Origin of the sequence: Bacteroides sp. 1001136B_160425_E2, assembly GCF_015559655.1 — a bacterium.
GTDB classification, from domain to species: Bacteria; Bacteroidota; Bacteroidia; order Bacteroidales; family Bacteroidaceae; genus Bacteroides; species Bacteroides luhongzhouii.
Window position 1 is genome coordinate 1 of sequence record NZ_JADMQH010000018.1, and the last position, 14,759, is coordinate 14,759.

9 protein-coding genes are annotated in these 14,759 nt (G+C 43.0%); 2 read left to right on the forward strand and 7 right to left on the reverse strand.

Features of this window, described 5'->3' with window-relative positions; all coding sequences use genetic code 11:
• Positions 1-189: 189 nt before the first annotated feature.
• The 5 genes from I2I04_RS17680 to ruvB are packed head-to-tail and all read right to left on the reverse strand — an operon-like array spanning position 190 to position 7,082.
• On the reverse strand, positions 190-2,331 hold the full coding sequence (locus tag I2I04_RS17680) for a S46 family peptidase (RefSeq protein ID WP_195655526.1): 2,142 nt from the start codon (positions 2,329-2,331) through the stop codon (positions 190-192).
• Between the two features lie 19 nt (positions 2,332-2,350).
• Entirely contained in the window at positions 2,351-3,706 is a 1,356-nt protein-coding gene (locus I2I04_RS17685; protein WP_143256659.1) for a TIGR00341 family protein, read from the reverse strand.
• Between the two features lie 2 nt (positions 3,707-3,708).
• Positions 3,709-5,205 carry a polysaccharide biosynthesis C-terminal domain-containing protein gene (locus tag I2I04_RS17690; RefSeq protein ID WP_143256658.1) on the reverse strand — a complete coding sequence of 499 codons (1,497 nt, stop codon included), beginning with the start codon at positions 5,203-5,205 and terminating at the stop codon, positions 3,709-3,711.
• A 30-nt stretch (positions 5,206-5,235) separates the two neighbouring features.
• The gene (locus I2I04_RS17695) at positions 5,236-6,012 is read right to left on the reverse strand and encodes a dienelactone hydrolase family protein (RefSeq protein WP_185911580.1); all 777 of its coding nucleotides are present in this window, start codon (positions 6,010-6,012) and stop codon (positions 5,236-5,238) included.
• 38 nt (positions 6,013-6,050) lie between these two features.
• Positions 6,051-7,082 (reverse strand): Holliday junction branch migration DNA helicase RuvB, encoded by a 1,032-nt coding sequence (gene ruvB, locus I2I04_RS17700; RefSeq protein ID WP_004313748.1) that lies wholly within the window; start codon positions 7,080-7,082, stop codon positions 6,051-6,053.
• Between the two features lie 127 nt (positions 7,083-7,209).
• Here ruvB and I2I04_RS17705 point away from each other — a divergent pair, with 127 nt between their 5' ends.
• Together I2I04_RS17705 and ybeY are read left to right on the forward strand one after the other, a co-directional pair.
• On the forward strand, positions 7,210-8,442 hold the full coding sequence (locus tag I2I04_RS17705) for a nucleoside recognition domain-containing protein (protein WP_195655527.1): 1,233 nt from the start codon (positions 7,210-7,212) through the stop codon (positions 8,440-8,442).
• 16 nt (positions 8,443-8,458) lie between these two features.
• Entirely contained in the window at positions 8,459-8,872 is a 414-nt protein-coding gene (ybeY, locus tag I2I04_RS17710) for an rRNA maturation RNase YbeY (protein WP_195655528.1), read from the forward strand.
• An 88-nt stretch (positions 8,873-8,960) separates the two neighbouring features.
• On the opposite strand, the gene I2I04_RS17715 is transcribed toward ybeY, so the two are convergent.
• Entirely contained in the window at positions 8,961-12,950 is a 3,990-nt protein-coding gene (locus tag I2I04_RS17715; RefSeq protein ID WP_195655529.1) for a two-component regulator propeller domain-containing protein, read from the reverse strand.
• Between the two features lie 69 nt (positions 12,951-13,019).
• Entirely contained in the window at positions 13,020-14,759 is a 1,740-nt protein-coding gene (locus I2I04_RS17720) for a right-handed parallel beta-helix repeat-containing protein (RefSeq protein ID WP_195655530.1), read from the reverse strand.

The following is a 14,759-nucleotide window of genomic DNA, read 5'->3' on the forward strand; positions in this document are numbered from 1 at the left end:
TTATTTTAGATTACCCCCGTTTTGGCCGTCAAACCGTTTTTTGGGGGGAATGCTTAAAGATACAAAAAAGGCAACTAGCTCGCGATGAATTAGTTGCCTTAAATTTTATTATTTTAGAAATATCCCTATTTTGTAAATAAAGTGACTAATCTATTCAGGATTTTAGCACAAATTGAAAATAGCCCGGTTTCATCGGGCTATCTTCAACTCCTGAACAAGATTGCCCGCCTTACCGTATTTCTCCATAATAAAGAGCATATACCGCACATCTACTCCGATGCAACGCTGCAAGTCAGGTTCAAATACGATATCACTGCTCATTGCTTCCCAGTTACCATCGAAAGCCAGCCCAAGCAATTCTCCCTTGGCATTAAACATGGCACTGCCGGAATTACCGCCTGTAATATCATTATTAGAAATAAAACAAACAGTCATATCTCCCTGTGCATTAGCATATCTTCCGAAATCACCGGAAGAAAGCAAACTCAACAACTCCGGCTGGACGGCAAAGTCGATATCACCCGCATGTTCCTTCACCTTCTCAAAGATGCCTTTCACAGTGGTATAATAATCGTAAGTGGCTCCATCAAAGGGAGTATATCCCCCAACTGTTCCGAAACTAAGCCGCATGGTGGAATTGGCATCCGGATAAAAATTCCGATCGGCATACATACGGCGCATGGCAGCGTTGAACAAGCGTTCCCCTTGCTCTATCTGCTCGGAAGCTTCGGAAATACTCTGATTCATCTCATAATACTTCACGATCAGATCCAGACTCAAAGAAACAGCCGGATCCTCTATCAGATTATACGTAGTATCCCGTTCCAGGAAACGTTTTAAACCCTTAGGGGATGTTATACAGGAAGTTGCATACAAAGAGTCCACATAAGCCTGAATATTCCCGTTATAGAGCGTATCTATCTTTTCATACATAGCAGGCAGATACTTCTTATCCACTTTCAACTGATACTCTTTGAGCATGGCAGCAAAAACCTCCTTATCAATGGAAAGATCGAGATTATCATATTTCTCCAATAGCTTCTTCATGCGGGTAATCACCAGCTTCTCCTCGGCCTCAAAGTCGAAATTGAGAATTTCAAGAGCAAGCTGCACCAATTCGGGACCATTGATAAACGATTCGCCGAAATAAGCCAACGCACGATTTGTTTCCCGGCGATTACTATAACTCAACTCCAAAGAAGAAAATAAACGAATCAGTTTCTCTCTTTCTTCCGGATGAGACTGAATCCAGTCACGAAGGGCTGCTTCAGCCGCCCGTTTCTTTTCCAATACCTTCAGATGCTTGATGGCTTTGTTTGTTCCGATGCTATTCTTCCAATAATTGGAGCTTTCATCGTATTTTGAAGCATACTTGATACGAATATCCGGACGACGATCCATCTCCCGTTTCCAAACCGTTTGTTTTACTCCCCGCACATCAATCATTGCCTGGTTGATTCCATTCATCATCTCTTCGATACCATACGAAGAAAGATACCGTTCCGTACTTCCCGGATAACCAAGCGTCATACAGAAAGAACCTTCTTTGTATCCATCCAATGAGATGGGTGCTACATATTCAGGGTGATAAGGGACGTTGTCAGGAGAATAATCGGCCGGACCATTCTTCGTATTGGCATAGATACGAAATACGCTGAAATCGCCCGTATGCCGCGGCCACATCCAATTGTCCGTATCCCATCCGAACTTCCCGACAGAAGAAGGAGGTGCAAAGACTAAACGAACATCGTTATAATCACGATAAACGGAAAGCCAGAATTCATTACCTGCATAATAGGCATCTACGATACCGGTCAGCGTAGAATCTTTTTCGGAAACTTCCATACCGATTACATTCATGATCGAATCGACAGCTACACGGCGTTCTGTTTCCGTTTTAGCATGACGGACGGCAGACAATACCCGTTTGGTAACGTCTTCCGTACGAAGCAGAAAACGGACATACAACTCCGGATTCGGCAGCTCTTCGTCAAGGCTACGTGCAAAAAAACCATCTTTCAGATAATCATGTTCCACAGAAGAGTGTTGCTGGATACTGCTAAAACCACAATGATGATTGGTAAATACCAGACCGTCTTCGGAAACCACCACTCCCGAACAGAAACCTCCAAAGCTGACAACAGCATCTGAAAGAGAGGGTTTCTTCGGATTATATATTTTATTCACAGGCATCCGCAAACCAAGTTCTTTCATTACCCGGTCTGTCTGTTTGTTCTTGCGGAGATTTCCCAGTAGCCACATTCCCTCATCGGCAAATACATTCGACAGACAGAAGGAAAAGACTATCAAGACGGTTAGTCTGAATTTCATATTGCTATTTTTAGATTCATTATTCGGTAATCAGCCTCAACTTTTTCGTACCTACACGGGCTTTCAGCCATTCGCTGATTTTCTGTTTCTCGGCAGCAGACGGATGTCTGTCGAATTTCAAAACAGCCAATGTTACCGTATCGGTCTTCATCGAGTCAACCCGTACTTCGAGTGAATGAGCAATGGAGAGCGTAGTGATGGAAGGGTAAAGCACTTTCAGTTCGGGCACTAATCTACGACTCATTGCATCGTATGTTCTGTATTGCTCCAGCGTTGTCTCCAGTTGGGAAATCTTCACCGCTTGTTGCTGAAGTCGCTGCTCGCTGTTTTTGTAGAAGTCTTCCATGACCATGGCACGGATAGAAGTCACATCTACCGCTTCATTGTTCATCCCTTGCAATACAACCAGCTTCGTATCTTCCAACTTATATTCTTTCATCTTGCTACGAGCAATAGAAATCGAAGCATCGGGCACTTCAGGACCAATCAAAACAACCCGCACTTCTTTATGTTCATAGCTGATCTTTTTATCAAGTACCTGTGTATTTTCAAAGCTCAACTGATCGCTAATAAAACGATTGGCTGCCGCCTCATAGAAAGTGCTTTTTATAATTCCAAATGTCAGATAAACAGCCGGACACATGGTAAGCACCACAATCAGAACGATGTATTTACGTACGGTCTTCTCACGGGTTTTATCTACAAACTCTTTCCGTTGGAAATGCATCACACGAACCCCGAGGAAAGTAGCCAGACTAATAAAAACAGAGTTGATAAAGTAAAGATAAAAAGCACCCAGGAAATAAATAAGATTACCGGAAGCCAATCCGTAACCGGCCGTGCAAAGCGGTGGCATCAATGCAGTAGCAATGGCAACACCCGGAATCACATTTCCTTTTTCCTTGGTAGAGAGAGCTACCACGCCTGCCAAACCACCAAAAAGCGCGATGAATACATCATAAATAGTGGGCGATGTACGTGCCAGCAGCTCTGACTGTGAACCGGCAATAGGAGCAAGAAGGAAGAAGATAGTAGCCGTTGTCACACTGAAAGCGGTCGTTATGAGAAAGCTCTTTAAAGAGCGCTTCATTAATTCGAAATCGTTCAGTCCGACAGAGAGTCCTACTCCCATAATAGGCCCCATCAGCGGAGAAATCAACATGGCACCGATAATTACTGCGGTAGAGTTTACATTCAATCCGAGTGATGCCATAAAGATGGCAAAAATCAGGATCCATAAATTGGCACCTTTGAACTCTACACCTTTACGGATAGAATCTACGGTGGCCAGTTCGTTATCCTTGTCTTTTTTCAAGTCCAGATATTCTCCCAGAAAGGACTTGATAGCAAACTTATTACGTTCATCTGTCTTCATAGTTATTTCTTCTTTATAAAGCGATTAATAACAGGAATCTGACTCAATGGTAAATCCTTCTTGATAATATAAGCTATAAATAGCAATAAGAGTACGGTACGGAAAGCGAGACGAAGCACTAGATTAGAGATAGGCACCTGTTCTCCAATAACGTAGAGTGCCGCTGCCAGCAGAACATAAAGCCCGAGGCTTTTCAAATCATAACGAATCGGGTATTCTTTCTGTCCTATCCAGTAGGATAACAGCAAGATTACCGCATATCCTGCAACAGAAGCCCATGCCGAAGCAAGATAGCCGTAAACCGGCACAAATAATATGTTCAATACAACAATAATGACACAGCCGATCACCGAGAAGTAAGCTCCCCAATAGGTCTTATCCGTCAGTTTATACCAAAAGGACAGATTAAAATAGATCCCTTTACAGATTTCTGCAAGCATCACAATAGCTACTACTCCAAGACCTTCCCAGTAACCTTTTGCCACGAGGTAACGCAGCAAATCGAGGTAGAACATTACAGCAAGGAAAGCCAGCAACGAGAATATAAGAAAATATTTCATCGCAGCCGCATACATTTTCCGGTTATCCCCCTCGCGGTCTTTGCCAAATACAAACGGTTCGTAAGCGTAACGGAAAGCCTGTGTAAACATGGCCATCACCATCGCTATTTTACTGGTTGCCGCATAGATACCCAGTTGTACCAACCCTTCCTGTCGATCTTCAAAGAGAAACGGATAGATCATCTTGTCTACAGTCTGATTCAGAATACCTACCAAACCTAAGATTAATACCGGAAAAGAGTATACTACCATTCGCTTCAACAACACCCGGTCCAACTTATAAGCAAATCCTGTCAGTTCGGGAATAAAGAAGAACATCTGAACAACCGAAATTATCAGGTTGCTAATGAAGATATATCCCACCAGATAGTCCGGATCATAAAACCAAGAGACGGTTGCCGGACAATGTACATTCAGCCACGGACACACCAACAGGAAAAACAGATTCAAACCGATGCCGCCAATGATAGAGAGCAGTTTGATAGCCGCAAACTTGACAGGACGTTTCTTGTATCGCAAATAGGCAAAAGGAATGCATTGAAAAGAATCTAAAGCTACCACAACAGCCATCATCGCTATAAATTCCGGATGATCGCCATAATCCAGCAAATTGGAAATAGGTTGCAGGAACAACAGGCAAAGGAGAACGAAAATCAAAGATACGCCTCCCACTGACAATAGGGAGTTGGCATATACTTTCATCGGATCTTCCCCCGATTTATTGGCGAAACGGAAGAATCCCGTTTCCATACCGAACGTAAGCAGTACGAGCATCAGGGCTGTAAACGCATACACGTTTGACACCACTCCATAACCTCCGGTGACAGCCGGCAATACGGCTGTATACAGGGGTACCAGCATGTAGTTAAGGAATCGTCCGACAATACTACTCAGCCCATAAATTGCAGTATCTTTAGCTAATGATTTTAGTCCAGCCATGTTTTATTAGTAATTATCATTCAGATTGGTTCAACGTTTCTTCTTTTGCTTGAACAACCAATCCATAAATCCGGGATAATTGAAAGCCGGATTCCAGCTTCCATGATTACAACCGGGAAATTCAATATATTCCACATCTGCACCGGCAGCTTTCAATGCTTTATATGCTTCGCGAGAACCTTTCACCGGAACGACATCATCCGCGTCTCCATGAAAGATACGGAACTTCACATCCTTGGCAGCCGACAACCGGCTCGGATTGACTATACCGCAGATAGGAATTGCAGCAGCAAAAATCTCCGGATAGCGTATTACTAAATCATACGTTCCCATCGCTCCCATTGAAAGGCCGATAATATAAACCCGTTGCGTGTCCACTTCGGGCATCACCAGATAGGAATCGAGCAACTGTTTGAGTGTTTGTAATATAGGACTGATCTCCTGTCCTACCGGCATTTCAGCTGGTATAAAAGACTTCGGACGTTCCGTATAAGCCCAGTAACCATCTGTCGGACACTGCGGAATCAGAACAAAAGCAGGATACTTTTCTTGATTGACCGGATTAAGGAACATCTGCCCGCCATGAGTCAATTGCTTCTCATTATCATTTCCCCGTTCGCCGGCTCCATGCAAAAACAGCACGAGGGGGTACTTCTCACCCGGTTTCACCGATTCGGGGTGAATCATCCGGTAAGGTAAGGAATCTCCTTTAGAAGAAACAAAAATATCTCTTCCATATCCCTGTTGAGCCGATAGAGAAAGGCTCAAAAAGAGAAAAACAAATAAAGTAGTCCATTGCTTCATCATCCAACTATGCTTTATAAAGTTCTTTTATACCGTTTGCATCAGTCATTGAACAGCGTTTTCTGACTGTTATAAAGACTTCTTCCCAAATGTTTATAGGCAAGTTCGGTCACCTCACGTCCACGGGGAGTACGTTTCATGAATCCCTCTTTTATCAGGAAAGGTTCGTAAACTTCCTCGATGGTTCCCGCATCTTCTCCCAAAGCCGTAGCAATGGTCGTTATACCGACAGGGCCGCCTTTAAACTTGTCTATAATTGTACAGAGTATCTTGTTGTCTATCTCATCCAGCCCGTATTTGTCGATATTCAATGCTTCCAGCGCAAACTGGGCAATCTCCGTATCGATAGAACCGGTGCCTTTCACTTGTGCGAAGTCACGTACCCGGCGGAGCAAAGCATTGGCAATACGGGGTGTTCCACGACTGCGGGAAGCAATCTCCGATGCTGCACGTACCGAGCAAGGCACATCCAGTATGGATGCAGAACGGCGGATGATATTACTCAAAATATCATCGTCATAATACTCCAAATGAAGGTTAATACCAAAACGTGCACGAAGCGGAGCCGTCAGCAGACCGCTACGCGTGGTTGCACCAACCAGCGTGAAAGGATTCAAATCGATCTGGATGCTGCGTGCCGAAGGTCCCTTATCGATCATAATATCAATGCGATAATCTTCCATGGCCGAATAAAGATATTCTTCCACTACGGGCGACAAACGATGAATTTCATCAATAAAAAGTACGTCGTTCGGTTCGAGGCTAGTCAACACACCTGCCAGGTCACCCGGTTTATCTAGCACCGGACCGGAAGTTACTTTAAAACCGACTCCCAATTCGTTGGCGATAATATTTGAAAGAGTTGTTTTTCCTAATCCGGGAGGGCCATGCAACAGCACATGGTCGAGTGCTTCGCCACGCAAGCGTGCCGCCTTCACAAAAATGCGAAGGTTTTCCACCACCTTGTCCTGCCCGCTGAAGTCTTCAAAGCTTAACGGACGGAGTGCATTCTCGAAATCCCGTTCTTTTGAAGTAAGCTGATGTTCGCGTATGTTAAAATCTTCCTGTTCCATTTATTTCTTGAAAAGTAGGAGACAAAGATAGAGATTTACATTCATTTTCAGTATAAGAAAGACGAAGATTTAGTTTATTTGAAACGTAATAACTACTTTTGCACTATCTATATACACGCTATCAACTATGGTTCTAAATTACATTTGGATAGGATTCTTTGTCGTCGCCTTTATCATCGCCCTTGTAAAAGTGATTTTTCTGGGAGATACGGAGATATTTACGGCTATCATGAACGCTACATTCGACTCCTCAAAAACAGCATTCGAGATATCTCTGGGACTTACAGGCGTACTGGCTCTTTGGCTGGGCATCATGAAAATCGGAGAAAACAGTGGATTGATTAACGCACTGGCTCGCTTTCTTAGTCCGGTGCTTTGCCGACTGTTTCCGGATATTCCTAAAGGGCATCCGGTGTTAGGATCCATCTTCATGAATATGTCTGCCAATATGCTTGGCCTCGACAATGCAGCCACTCCATTAGGGCTGAAAGCTATGAAAGAGCTGCAGGAACTGAACCCGAAAAAGGACACTGCTTCCAACCCGATGATTATGTTTTTGGTGATTAATACATCCGGTCTCATTATTATTCCGATCAGTATCATGGTGTATCGTGCGCAAATGGGGGCTGCACAGCCTACGGATGTATTCATTCCTATTCTGATAAGTACTTTCATTTCAACTCTGGTAGGAGTCATAGCAGTGAGCATCGCTCAAAAGATAAATTTAATCAATAAGCCTATTCTCATTTTAACGGGCATTATTTGCCTTCTCTTTTCCGGCTTGATTTACTTGTTCCTAAGTGTCTCACGAGAGGATATGGGCACCTATTCTACGTTGATAGCGAATATTTTGCTGTTCAGCGTCATCATCCTGTTTATATTGACGGGAGTCAGGAAAAAAATCAATGTATACGATTCGTTTGTGGAGGGGGCTAAAGAGGGGTTTACGACGGCTGTACGCATCATCCCTTATCTGGTTGCTTTTCTTGTAGGAATTGCAGTGTTCCGCACTTCGGGAGCAATGGATTTTCTGGTGGGAGGCATCGGCTATATAGTAGGTTCATGCGGAGTTGACACGAGCTTTGTAGGTGCACTGCCTACCGCATTGATGAAATCGCTTAGCGGTAGCGGTGCGAACGGATTGATGATCGATACGATGAAAGAACTAGGACCGGATTCGTTTGTAGGACGTATGAGTTGTGTAGTACGTGGAGCGTCGGACACCACATTCTACATTCTGGCCGTTTATTTCGGCAGTGTAGGGATTACCAAGACCCGTAATGCGGTGACTTGCGGTCTGATAGCAGACTTCTCGGGTATCATAGCCGCTATCTTAATCAGTTATTTATTTTTCTTTTAAATCATAACATTCAATTATGGCTGTAACTTATCAAACAGAAGGCGTAAAAATGCCTGATATCAAGAAACGTGAGACTACGGAATGGATAAAGACCGTAGCAGCTTCTTATGGGAAAAGACTCGGTGAAATCGCTTATATCTTCTGCTCGGACGAAAAGATTCTGGAAGTAAACCGTCAGTATCTGCAACATGACTACTACACGGACATTATTACTTTCGATTATTGTGAAGGCGATCGTTTATCAGGTGACTTATTCATCAGTCTGGATACGATACGCACCAATGCTGAACAGTTTGGTGCCTCATACGAAGACGAACTACATCGTGTGATTATCCATGGAATTCTTCACTTGTGCGGCATTAATGATAAAGGTCCCGGGGAGCGGGAGATTATGGAAGGTGCGGAGAATAAGGCATTGGCTATGAGGTAAAACAGGAAAACTTATACATGGTTCTTATTTAAAGCCTGTTAAAATTAGACTCTTCCGTGAAGCATTTTTCTCTATAAAAGAAGATGTTTTACTTCTTTCTCTTCGCCAGATAAGATGAAGGGGTTTCATTATAGTAGCTTTTAAACAATTTATTAAAATAAGAGCTACTACTGATGCCAACAGCATCCATCACTTCCTGTACACGGTCACATCCATCGTCAAACAGTTTACGGGCATGTTTCATCCGGATCAGGTTTACATAAGAAGTAGATGTTTCTCCAGTGATTCCCTTGATTTTCCGGTGCAAATGCATACGACTGATACCCAATTCCTTGCTCAAAAAGTCGATTGTCATTTCACTGTTATCCAGATTGTCCTCGATCAATATGTTTAATCTGTCCATTAACTTACGGTCATAAGAAGTAAAGTTTGTCTCTATCTCCATCACAACTTTTCCGGTGAGAATATGATTTCTATACGCTGCTTGTTGCTCGATAAAGTTTTCTATTTTCTTGAGAAGTATCTTGGTATTGAAAGGTTTACAAATATAGTCAAAAGCTCCTGCTTCGAAACCCTCTGTCTGATTATCAATATCTGTTTTCGCAGTCAGCAAAATAATAGGGATATGCGATAGAGATTCTTCCTCCCTTATTTTCCGCAACATCTCCAGACCGTCCATTTCGGGCATCATCACATCACTAACAATCAGATCAGGTATAACCTCCAATGCTTTTCGGAATCCCTCCACCCCATTGCGAGCTTCGGAAATAATATAACGTGACTCAAGGCATTTACGCAGATATAACCGAAGATCCATATCATCCTCCACAATCAGGAGTTTATCTCTCAAATCGGTTGCGGAAGTACCGGTCATTTCTTCTTTTGAAATCATTTCTTCAGAAAGCCACATCCGTTTTTCTTCCTGATAAGGCTGGAACTCCTTCTCACTATAAGCATCGGCTAGTCCGGGAAAGCTGATGATAAACTCCACGCCATTGTAAACGCTATCGGCAATGTTGATTCCGCCATGATGCTCTTTCATCAATGTGTCACTCAGATGTAGTCCAATGCCTGAGGAATAACGGCTGGTACCATGATAGAAGCGCTCGAACACATGTGGCTTCATGTCGTCGGCTATACCGGGCCCATTGTCCGCCACAGCTATTTCGGCAACCAACTGACCGTTTTTCCATACGCTACGGAGTGTCAATTCTACAATTCCTCCGGTTTTAGTATAGCGGAAAGCATTGGACAGTATATTGTACAATACCTTTTCGATAATATCGGGATCGAACCAACAAATCAATTCTTCGGGAGTATTCACATTAAAGTTCACCTGTTCATTACCGGCTTCCCATGCAAAAGCTTTTGCCACTTGACGGACAAACGCAGCAAGATCCATTTCTGCCACTCTAAGTGAATAACGTCCTTTCGTTATCTTTCTGAAATCCAGCAACTGATTCACCAGAAACATCATACGGCGAACATTTCGGGAAATAACTTTGAAGCGGAAATTCTGTTCTTCATCTACCGGCCCTTTCTCCACCAAATCATTAACCGGCCCTACAATCAGTGAAAGAGGAGTTTTAAACTCGTGAGCTATGTCAGTGAAGAACATCAGCTTCATCTCATTCATTTTCTCTTCCTGTTCCATCAGTGATTTATCTTGTTCTAACTGATATTTCAATTTCCGGTGACGGTCATAAACGCGCCACACAATGAACACAACGGAAAGGAAAGTTACGGAATATAAAAGATATGCCCACCATGTATTCCACGGAGCAGGTTTTATGCAAATATCTATAGCTCGTGAAACTACTTTGCCCGCTGCATTGGCATCGTAACCCTCTACGATAAATGTATAATTCCCCGGAGGCAAATTCTTGTACCATACTATCATATCAGTATGTGAAGCATTCACCCAGTCTTTATCCATTCCTTGCAGCATATATCTAGTTCTGTATTTCTGTATGCTGTTAAAGGGAACAGTAGTGTACTCCAGCGTAAAATCATTCTGAAAATAAGCCAGTGTCAAAGACGTTTTCATATTGATAGTGGTGTCGAGCAGTACTTTATTATGCCCTTCCACAAGTGGAGTAACATACTCATTATTCACCATAAATCCGGTAAACAGGATATGAGTAGGGAGATTATTCGGAATAATCTCGGCAGGATTGAACCAATTTATTCCATTCAGTCCACCGAAAAATAAAATACCTTCCTCCGATTTGGAAGAGGCTTCGGTAAAGGTATTGGACTGTAGCCCATCGTCATAGGTGAAACGCTGAGCCTGATTGGTGGAGGGAGAATATTTAATAAGCCCTTGTGTATTCCCCATCCAAAGATTTCCGACAGCATCTTCCTGGATAGACATGATTTTTTTATCAAGGATTTCTTCGTTCTGTATATGCTCAAAACTTTCATTGTCACTGTTTTTACATAGCAATCCTGCATCCGTCCCCAACCACAAAGTGCCGCTGGCAGAACAAAAGATAGTCCATATCTGATTGCAGGGGATGTAAAAACTGCCATTAGCCGTCACACTGAAATTTTGTAACCCTAGTATATCACCGGAAGCATCAAGATTAATTCTAAACAGCCCGCTCGAAACAGTACCTACCCATACGCTTTTTGAACGGGCATCATAATAAAGGTCGTATATCCCTTCATTGCGCAATACTTCCGCTTTGGTATTCCAATAATCGACCCAATCTGTCCGCCCATCCATCTTTTCAATAATCAACCCGCGCCAAGTCCCTATATACTTATTACCAAAATCATCGACAACCAGAGATGTATAGAGATTCGAACGTCCTTTTTCGTTACGTGTACTGAGTGTATAAGGAATATAGTCATGGCTATCGGCGGAAGTTTGAATATAAATTCCGGAACCTGTTGCGATATAATTTCTTCCGCCAATCCCAACTACCTTCTTCATATCAAGCGGTAGACAAGCGGGAACAGACTGATATCCCTCCGGAGTAGAAAGATAGCAGGTACTCTCCTTTATTCCCCGACTGACATATACATAATTCTTTCCCGCATAAACAAAGCCTATTTGCCCGGTTCCCCCATTCTGGGGAAGAGTATGGAAAGGTAAGCCATCAAGGTTGGTAAAATAAAAACCGGAGTTGGTTCCCACCCACATAATATGCTGTGCATCTACCAGTAACGCAGTGACACAATTCGATTTCAGTCCGCGAGGGTCGTCTGCCCGAGCCACCACCGAATCTAAGAGCAACATACTCCGGGCATCATAGGTAAGAATACCGCCCGTTTCAGTTCCAACAAGAAGTTGTCCCGAATGGTCATAATGAAGTGAACGAATAATGTTGTTCACTCTTATATCGAATGTTTTGCTCTCGCCGGAAGTTGTCGGAAGCGTCTGTTTGATTACATTCACCCGAGTCGCAAACCAAATATTCTCTTTCCCGTCAGACTCTACGAAAACATAATTATCCTGAGGTATGGAACTTAGCAGCTCACAGTTTTTGCCGTCAAAAGTCCAAATACCTTGTTCTGTAGAGATATACAAGTCATTTTTTAACGTTGCAATATTGGAAACCATCAAGCCGGCAATAGGAAGTTGCAGCAATTCTGCCGTGCCTCTATTTTCGTCTATACGAACAAGTCCATTGTTAGTTCCTGCATATATATTCCCATTCTTATCTTCGGCAAAAGAATAGATAACCTTGCAATCTGATGGAGTTTTTACCCGCACAATGCGTTCTTCTGCCAAAGAGTAATAGTTAATACCATATCCGTCGGTTCCTATCCACAAGTGACGCCTCGAATCTTCCATGATACACATGATACGATTCCCCGACAAGGAATTCTCATCGCCTGTACTATGTCTGAAAATACGTATCCGCTTGCCATCATAACGGTTCAAACCATCATAAGTAGCAATCCAAATAAAGCCGAATGAATCTTCCACGATATCGGTAATATCATGCTGCGAAAGTCCGTCATTCACGCTGAGGGAATGGAACTTCAGTTGTCCCTGACTGTCGGCAGAAACATAAAAGCTGGTGATAATTGCTGTCATCAGCAGGATAATGCGATAAAGAGGTTTCATTGAAAGTCTACTTATAAAATGAGCTATGTTTTCCTGGCGATAAATATAATAAATTCTCCCCTATTCTGGTTATTCCTGTATGTTAATATGGTCAGAATCGCTGATTTTAAAAGGAGATTCATAGGTTCTTACCGGAGAATAGTCCGTCGTTCTCTCTATTTTATTGTTTTTCCATACCAATCCATCTACTCCATAGGCATGCAACAACAATCCTTTATCAAATGTACGGAAAGTATTATCCGTTATGCGTATGTTCTTATTATAACGACTTTTCTCACGTTCTTCATGAATACCAGCGGCAACATCTATCACAGCCTCTCCCCAAACTCCATAAAGGCAGTTATCAAAGATATTGTTGCGAATCACACAATCACTCACCCCTCCTTGCTCGAACCAGAAACTGGCATCCCCTTCGAACAGTATCGCTGCACCGGGATTATGGAAGTAGTTGTTCTCCACCACTGTCTTACCACGACAGTTGAGCAGCATACCACGTGCGCGGTTCCGGCGAATAATATTACCATAAATATGTATCTCCGGATAGGCACGTATCTCGGCTATTGCATCACCCATTCCTGTGCCGACAGGCAAAGGTTCAGTGAGCTTTATACGGGTAAGGCTTTTATTTATACGTTCCGCTTCGAGCACCTTATTTCTTGATTTAGTGATAAGACTCTTCCCGCCTACTATCTCTATTTCCTTCCCTTCTTTCAAGAAATCAAAACCGAATTGCTGGCTGTGTTTGAGTTCAGTAACGACTATATCCGGCGCCTCAACGGCAACAATCTGCACATAAATACCGTGTATATTGGTAGCATCGTCTTTTTGATTTTCAAAAAGATTATTCCCCAATTCAATCTTACCTGTACAATTGGAGAAGTGAGTCGCGTCGGCTGTACAACTTACCAACCGCCCTTCAGACGGAGTGACCCGACAACGAAGAACAGACACATTGTCTGTTCGTTGCCCCACTATTCCCATTCCACCCGAATGGTATATTGTCACTTCTTCGAACTTTATATTTCTGCTGTCGGTCAGGATAAAACCCGGATAATTGCGGTGAGACGGAGCAAAAGTCATCACATTACCGGGTGTTCCTGTAAGCCCGTCAAGATATATCCGAACTCTGCGGCCTCCCAATGAGTCAGCAGGTAACGGATTACCATCAAGATAATAATCATGCACCATATAGGCGGTTTCTTTCTTCACCGGATCATATTCCAGTAGAGAGCCATAGGGGTAAACGCTCACCTTACTTACGGTGGTTTTCCGCTGTTCCTCACGCTGTCCGTCTGTAAACAGAAGTACCCCATTGCTAATCCGGTAAGGATAGTTCTCCGGTATCTCTATATCAATACCACGGGCGTGATTGGAAAGAATGATAGATTCCGAATGGAAAGAACGGCTACAATCTACCGAGAAATTACGAAGGAGAATGTTCGAAGAATGTTCCACAATAAAAGGATTCACAAATCCATGAAACACGAACTGTGAACCATCTCCTTCAATAGTCAACTCCCTGAAATCCTCCAACAGGAATATTACACGCTTCAAACCTTCGTCGTTATTGCTGACAAAGACATACTTATCCTTCCCATAGTCCGGATAAAAATGATAATCTCCTTTCGGAAAAAACAAAGTAGAACCCGGATAATGCCGGCATTCTTCAAGCGCTTTCTGCAAAGCCTGTACACAATCACTGCCACCAGATGAAGCCCCATAATCGAGTATATTGACCGTTTTACTTCCCAAACAGGAAGCACTCCACACAAAAAGGAGTACCCCTATCAACATTATCTTTGTTCTCAT

What these genes read in the sequence shown, in the direction of transcription:
- I2I04_RS17680 (WP_195655526.1), bottom strand. Translation starts at nt 2,331, where the DNA reads ATGAAATTCAGACTAACCGTCTTGATAGTCTTTTCCTTCTGTCTGTCG.
- I2I04_RS17685 (WP_143256659.1), bottom strand. Translation starts at nt 3,706, where the DNA reads ATGAAGACAGATGAACGTAATAAGTTTGCTATCAAGTCCTTTCTGGGA.
- I2I04_RS17690 (WP_143256658.1), bottom strand. Translation starts at nt 5,205, where the DNA reads ATGGCTGGACTAAAATCATTAGCTAAAGATACTGCAATTTATGGGCTG.
- I2I04_RS17695 (WP_185911580.1), bottom strand. Translation starts at nt 6,012, where the DNA reads ATGATGAAGCAATGGACTACTTTATTTGTTTTTCTCTTTTTGAGCCTT.
- ruvB (WP_004313748.1), bottom strand. Translation starts at nt 7,082, where the DNA reads ATGGAACAGGAAGATTTTAACATACGCGAACATCAGCTTACTTCAAAA.
- I2I04_RS17705 (WP_195655527.1), top strand. Translation starts at nt 7,210, where the DNA reads ATGGTTCTAAATTACATTTGGATAGGATTCTTTGTCGTCGCCTTTATC.
- ybeY (WP_195655528.1), top strand. Translation starts at nt 8,459, where the DNA reads ATGGCTGTAACTTATCAAACAGAAGGCGTAAAAATGCCTGATATCAAG.
- I2I04_RS17715 (WP_195655529.1), bottom strand. Translation starts at nt 12,950, where the DNA reads ATGAAACCTCTTTATCGCATTATCCTGCTGATGACAGCAATTATCACC.
- I2I04_RS17720 (WP_195655530.1), bottom strand. Translation starts at nt 14,759, where the DNA reads ATGAGAACAAAGATAATGTTGATAGGGGTACTCCTTTTTGTGTGGAGT.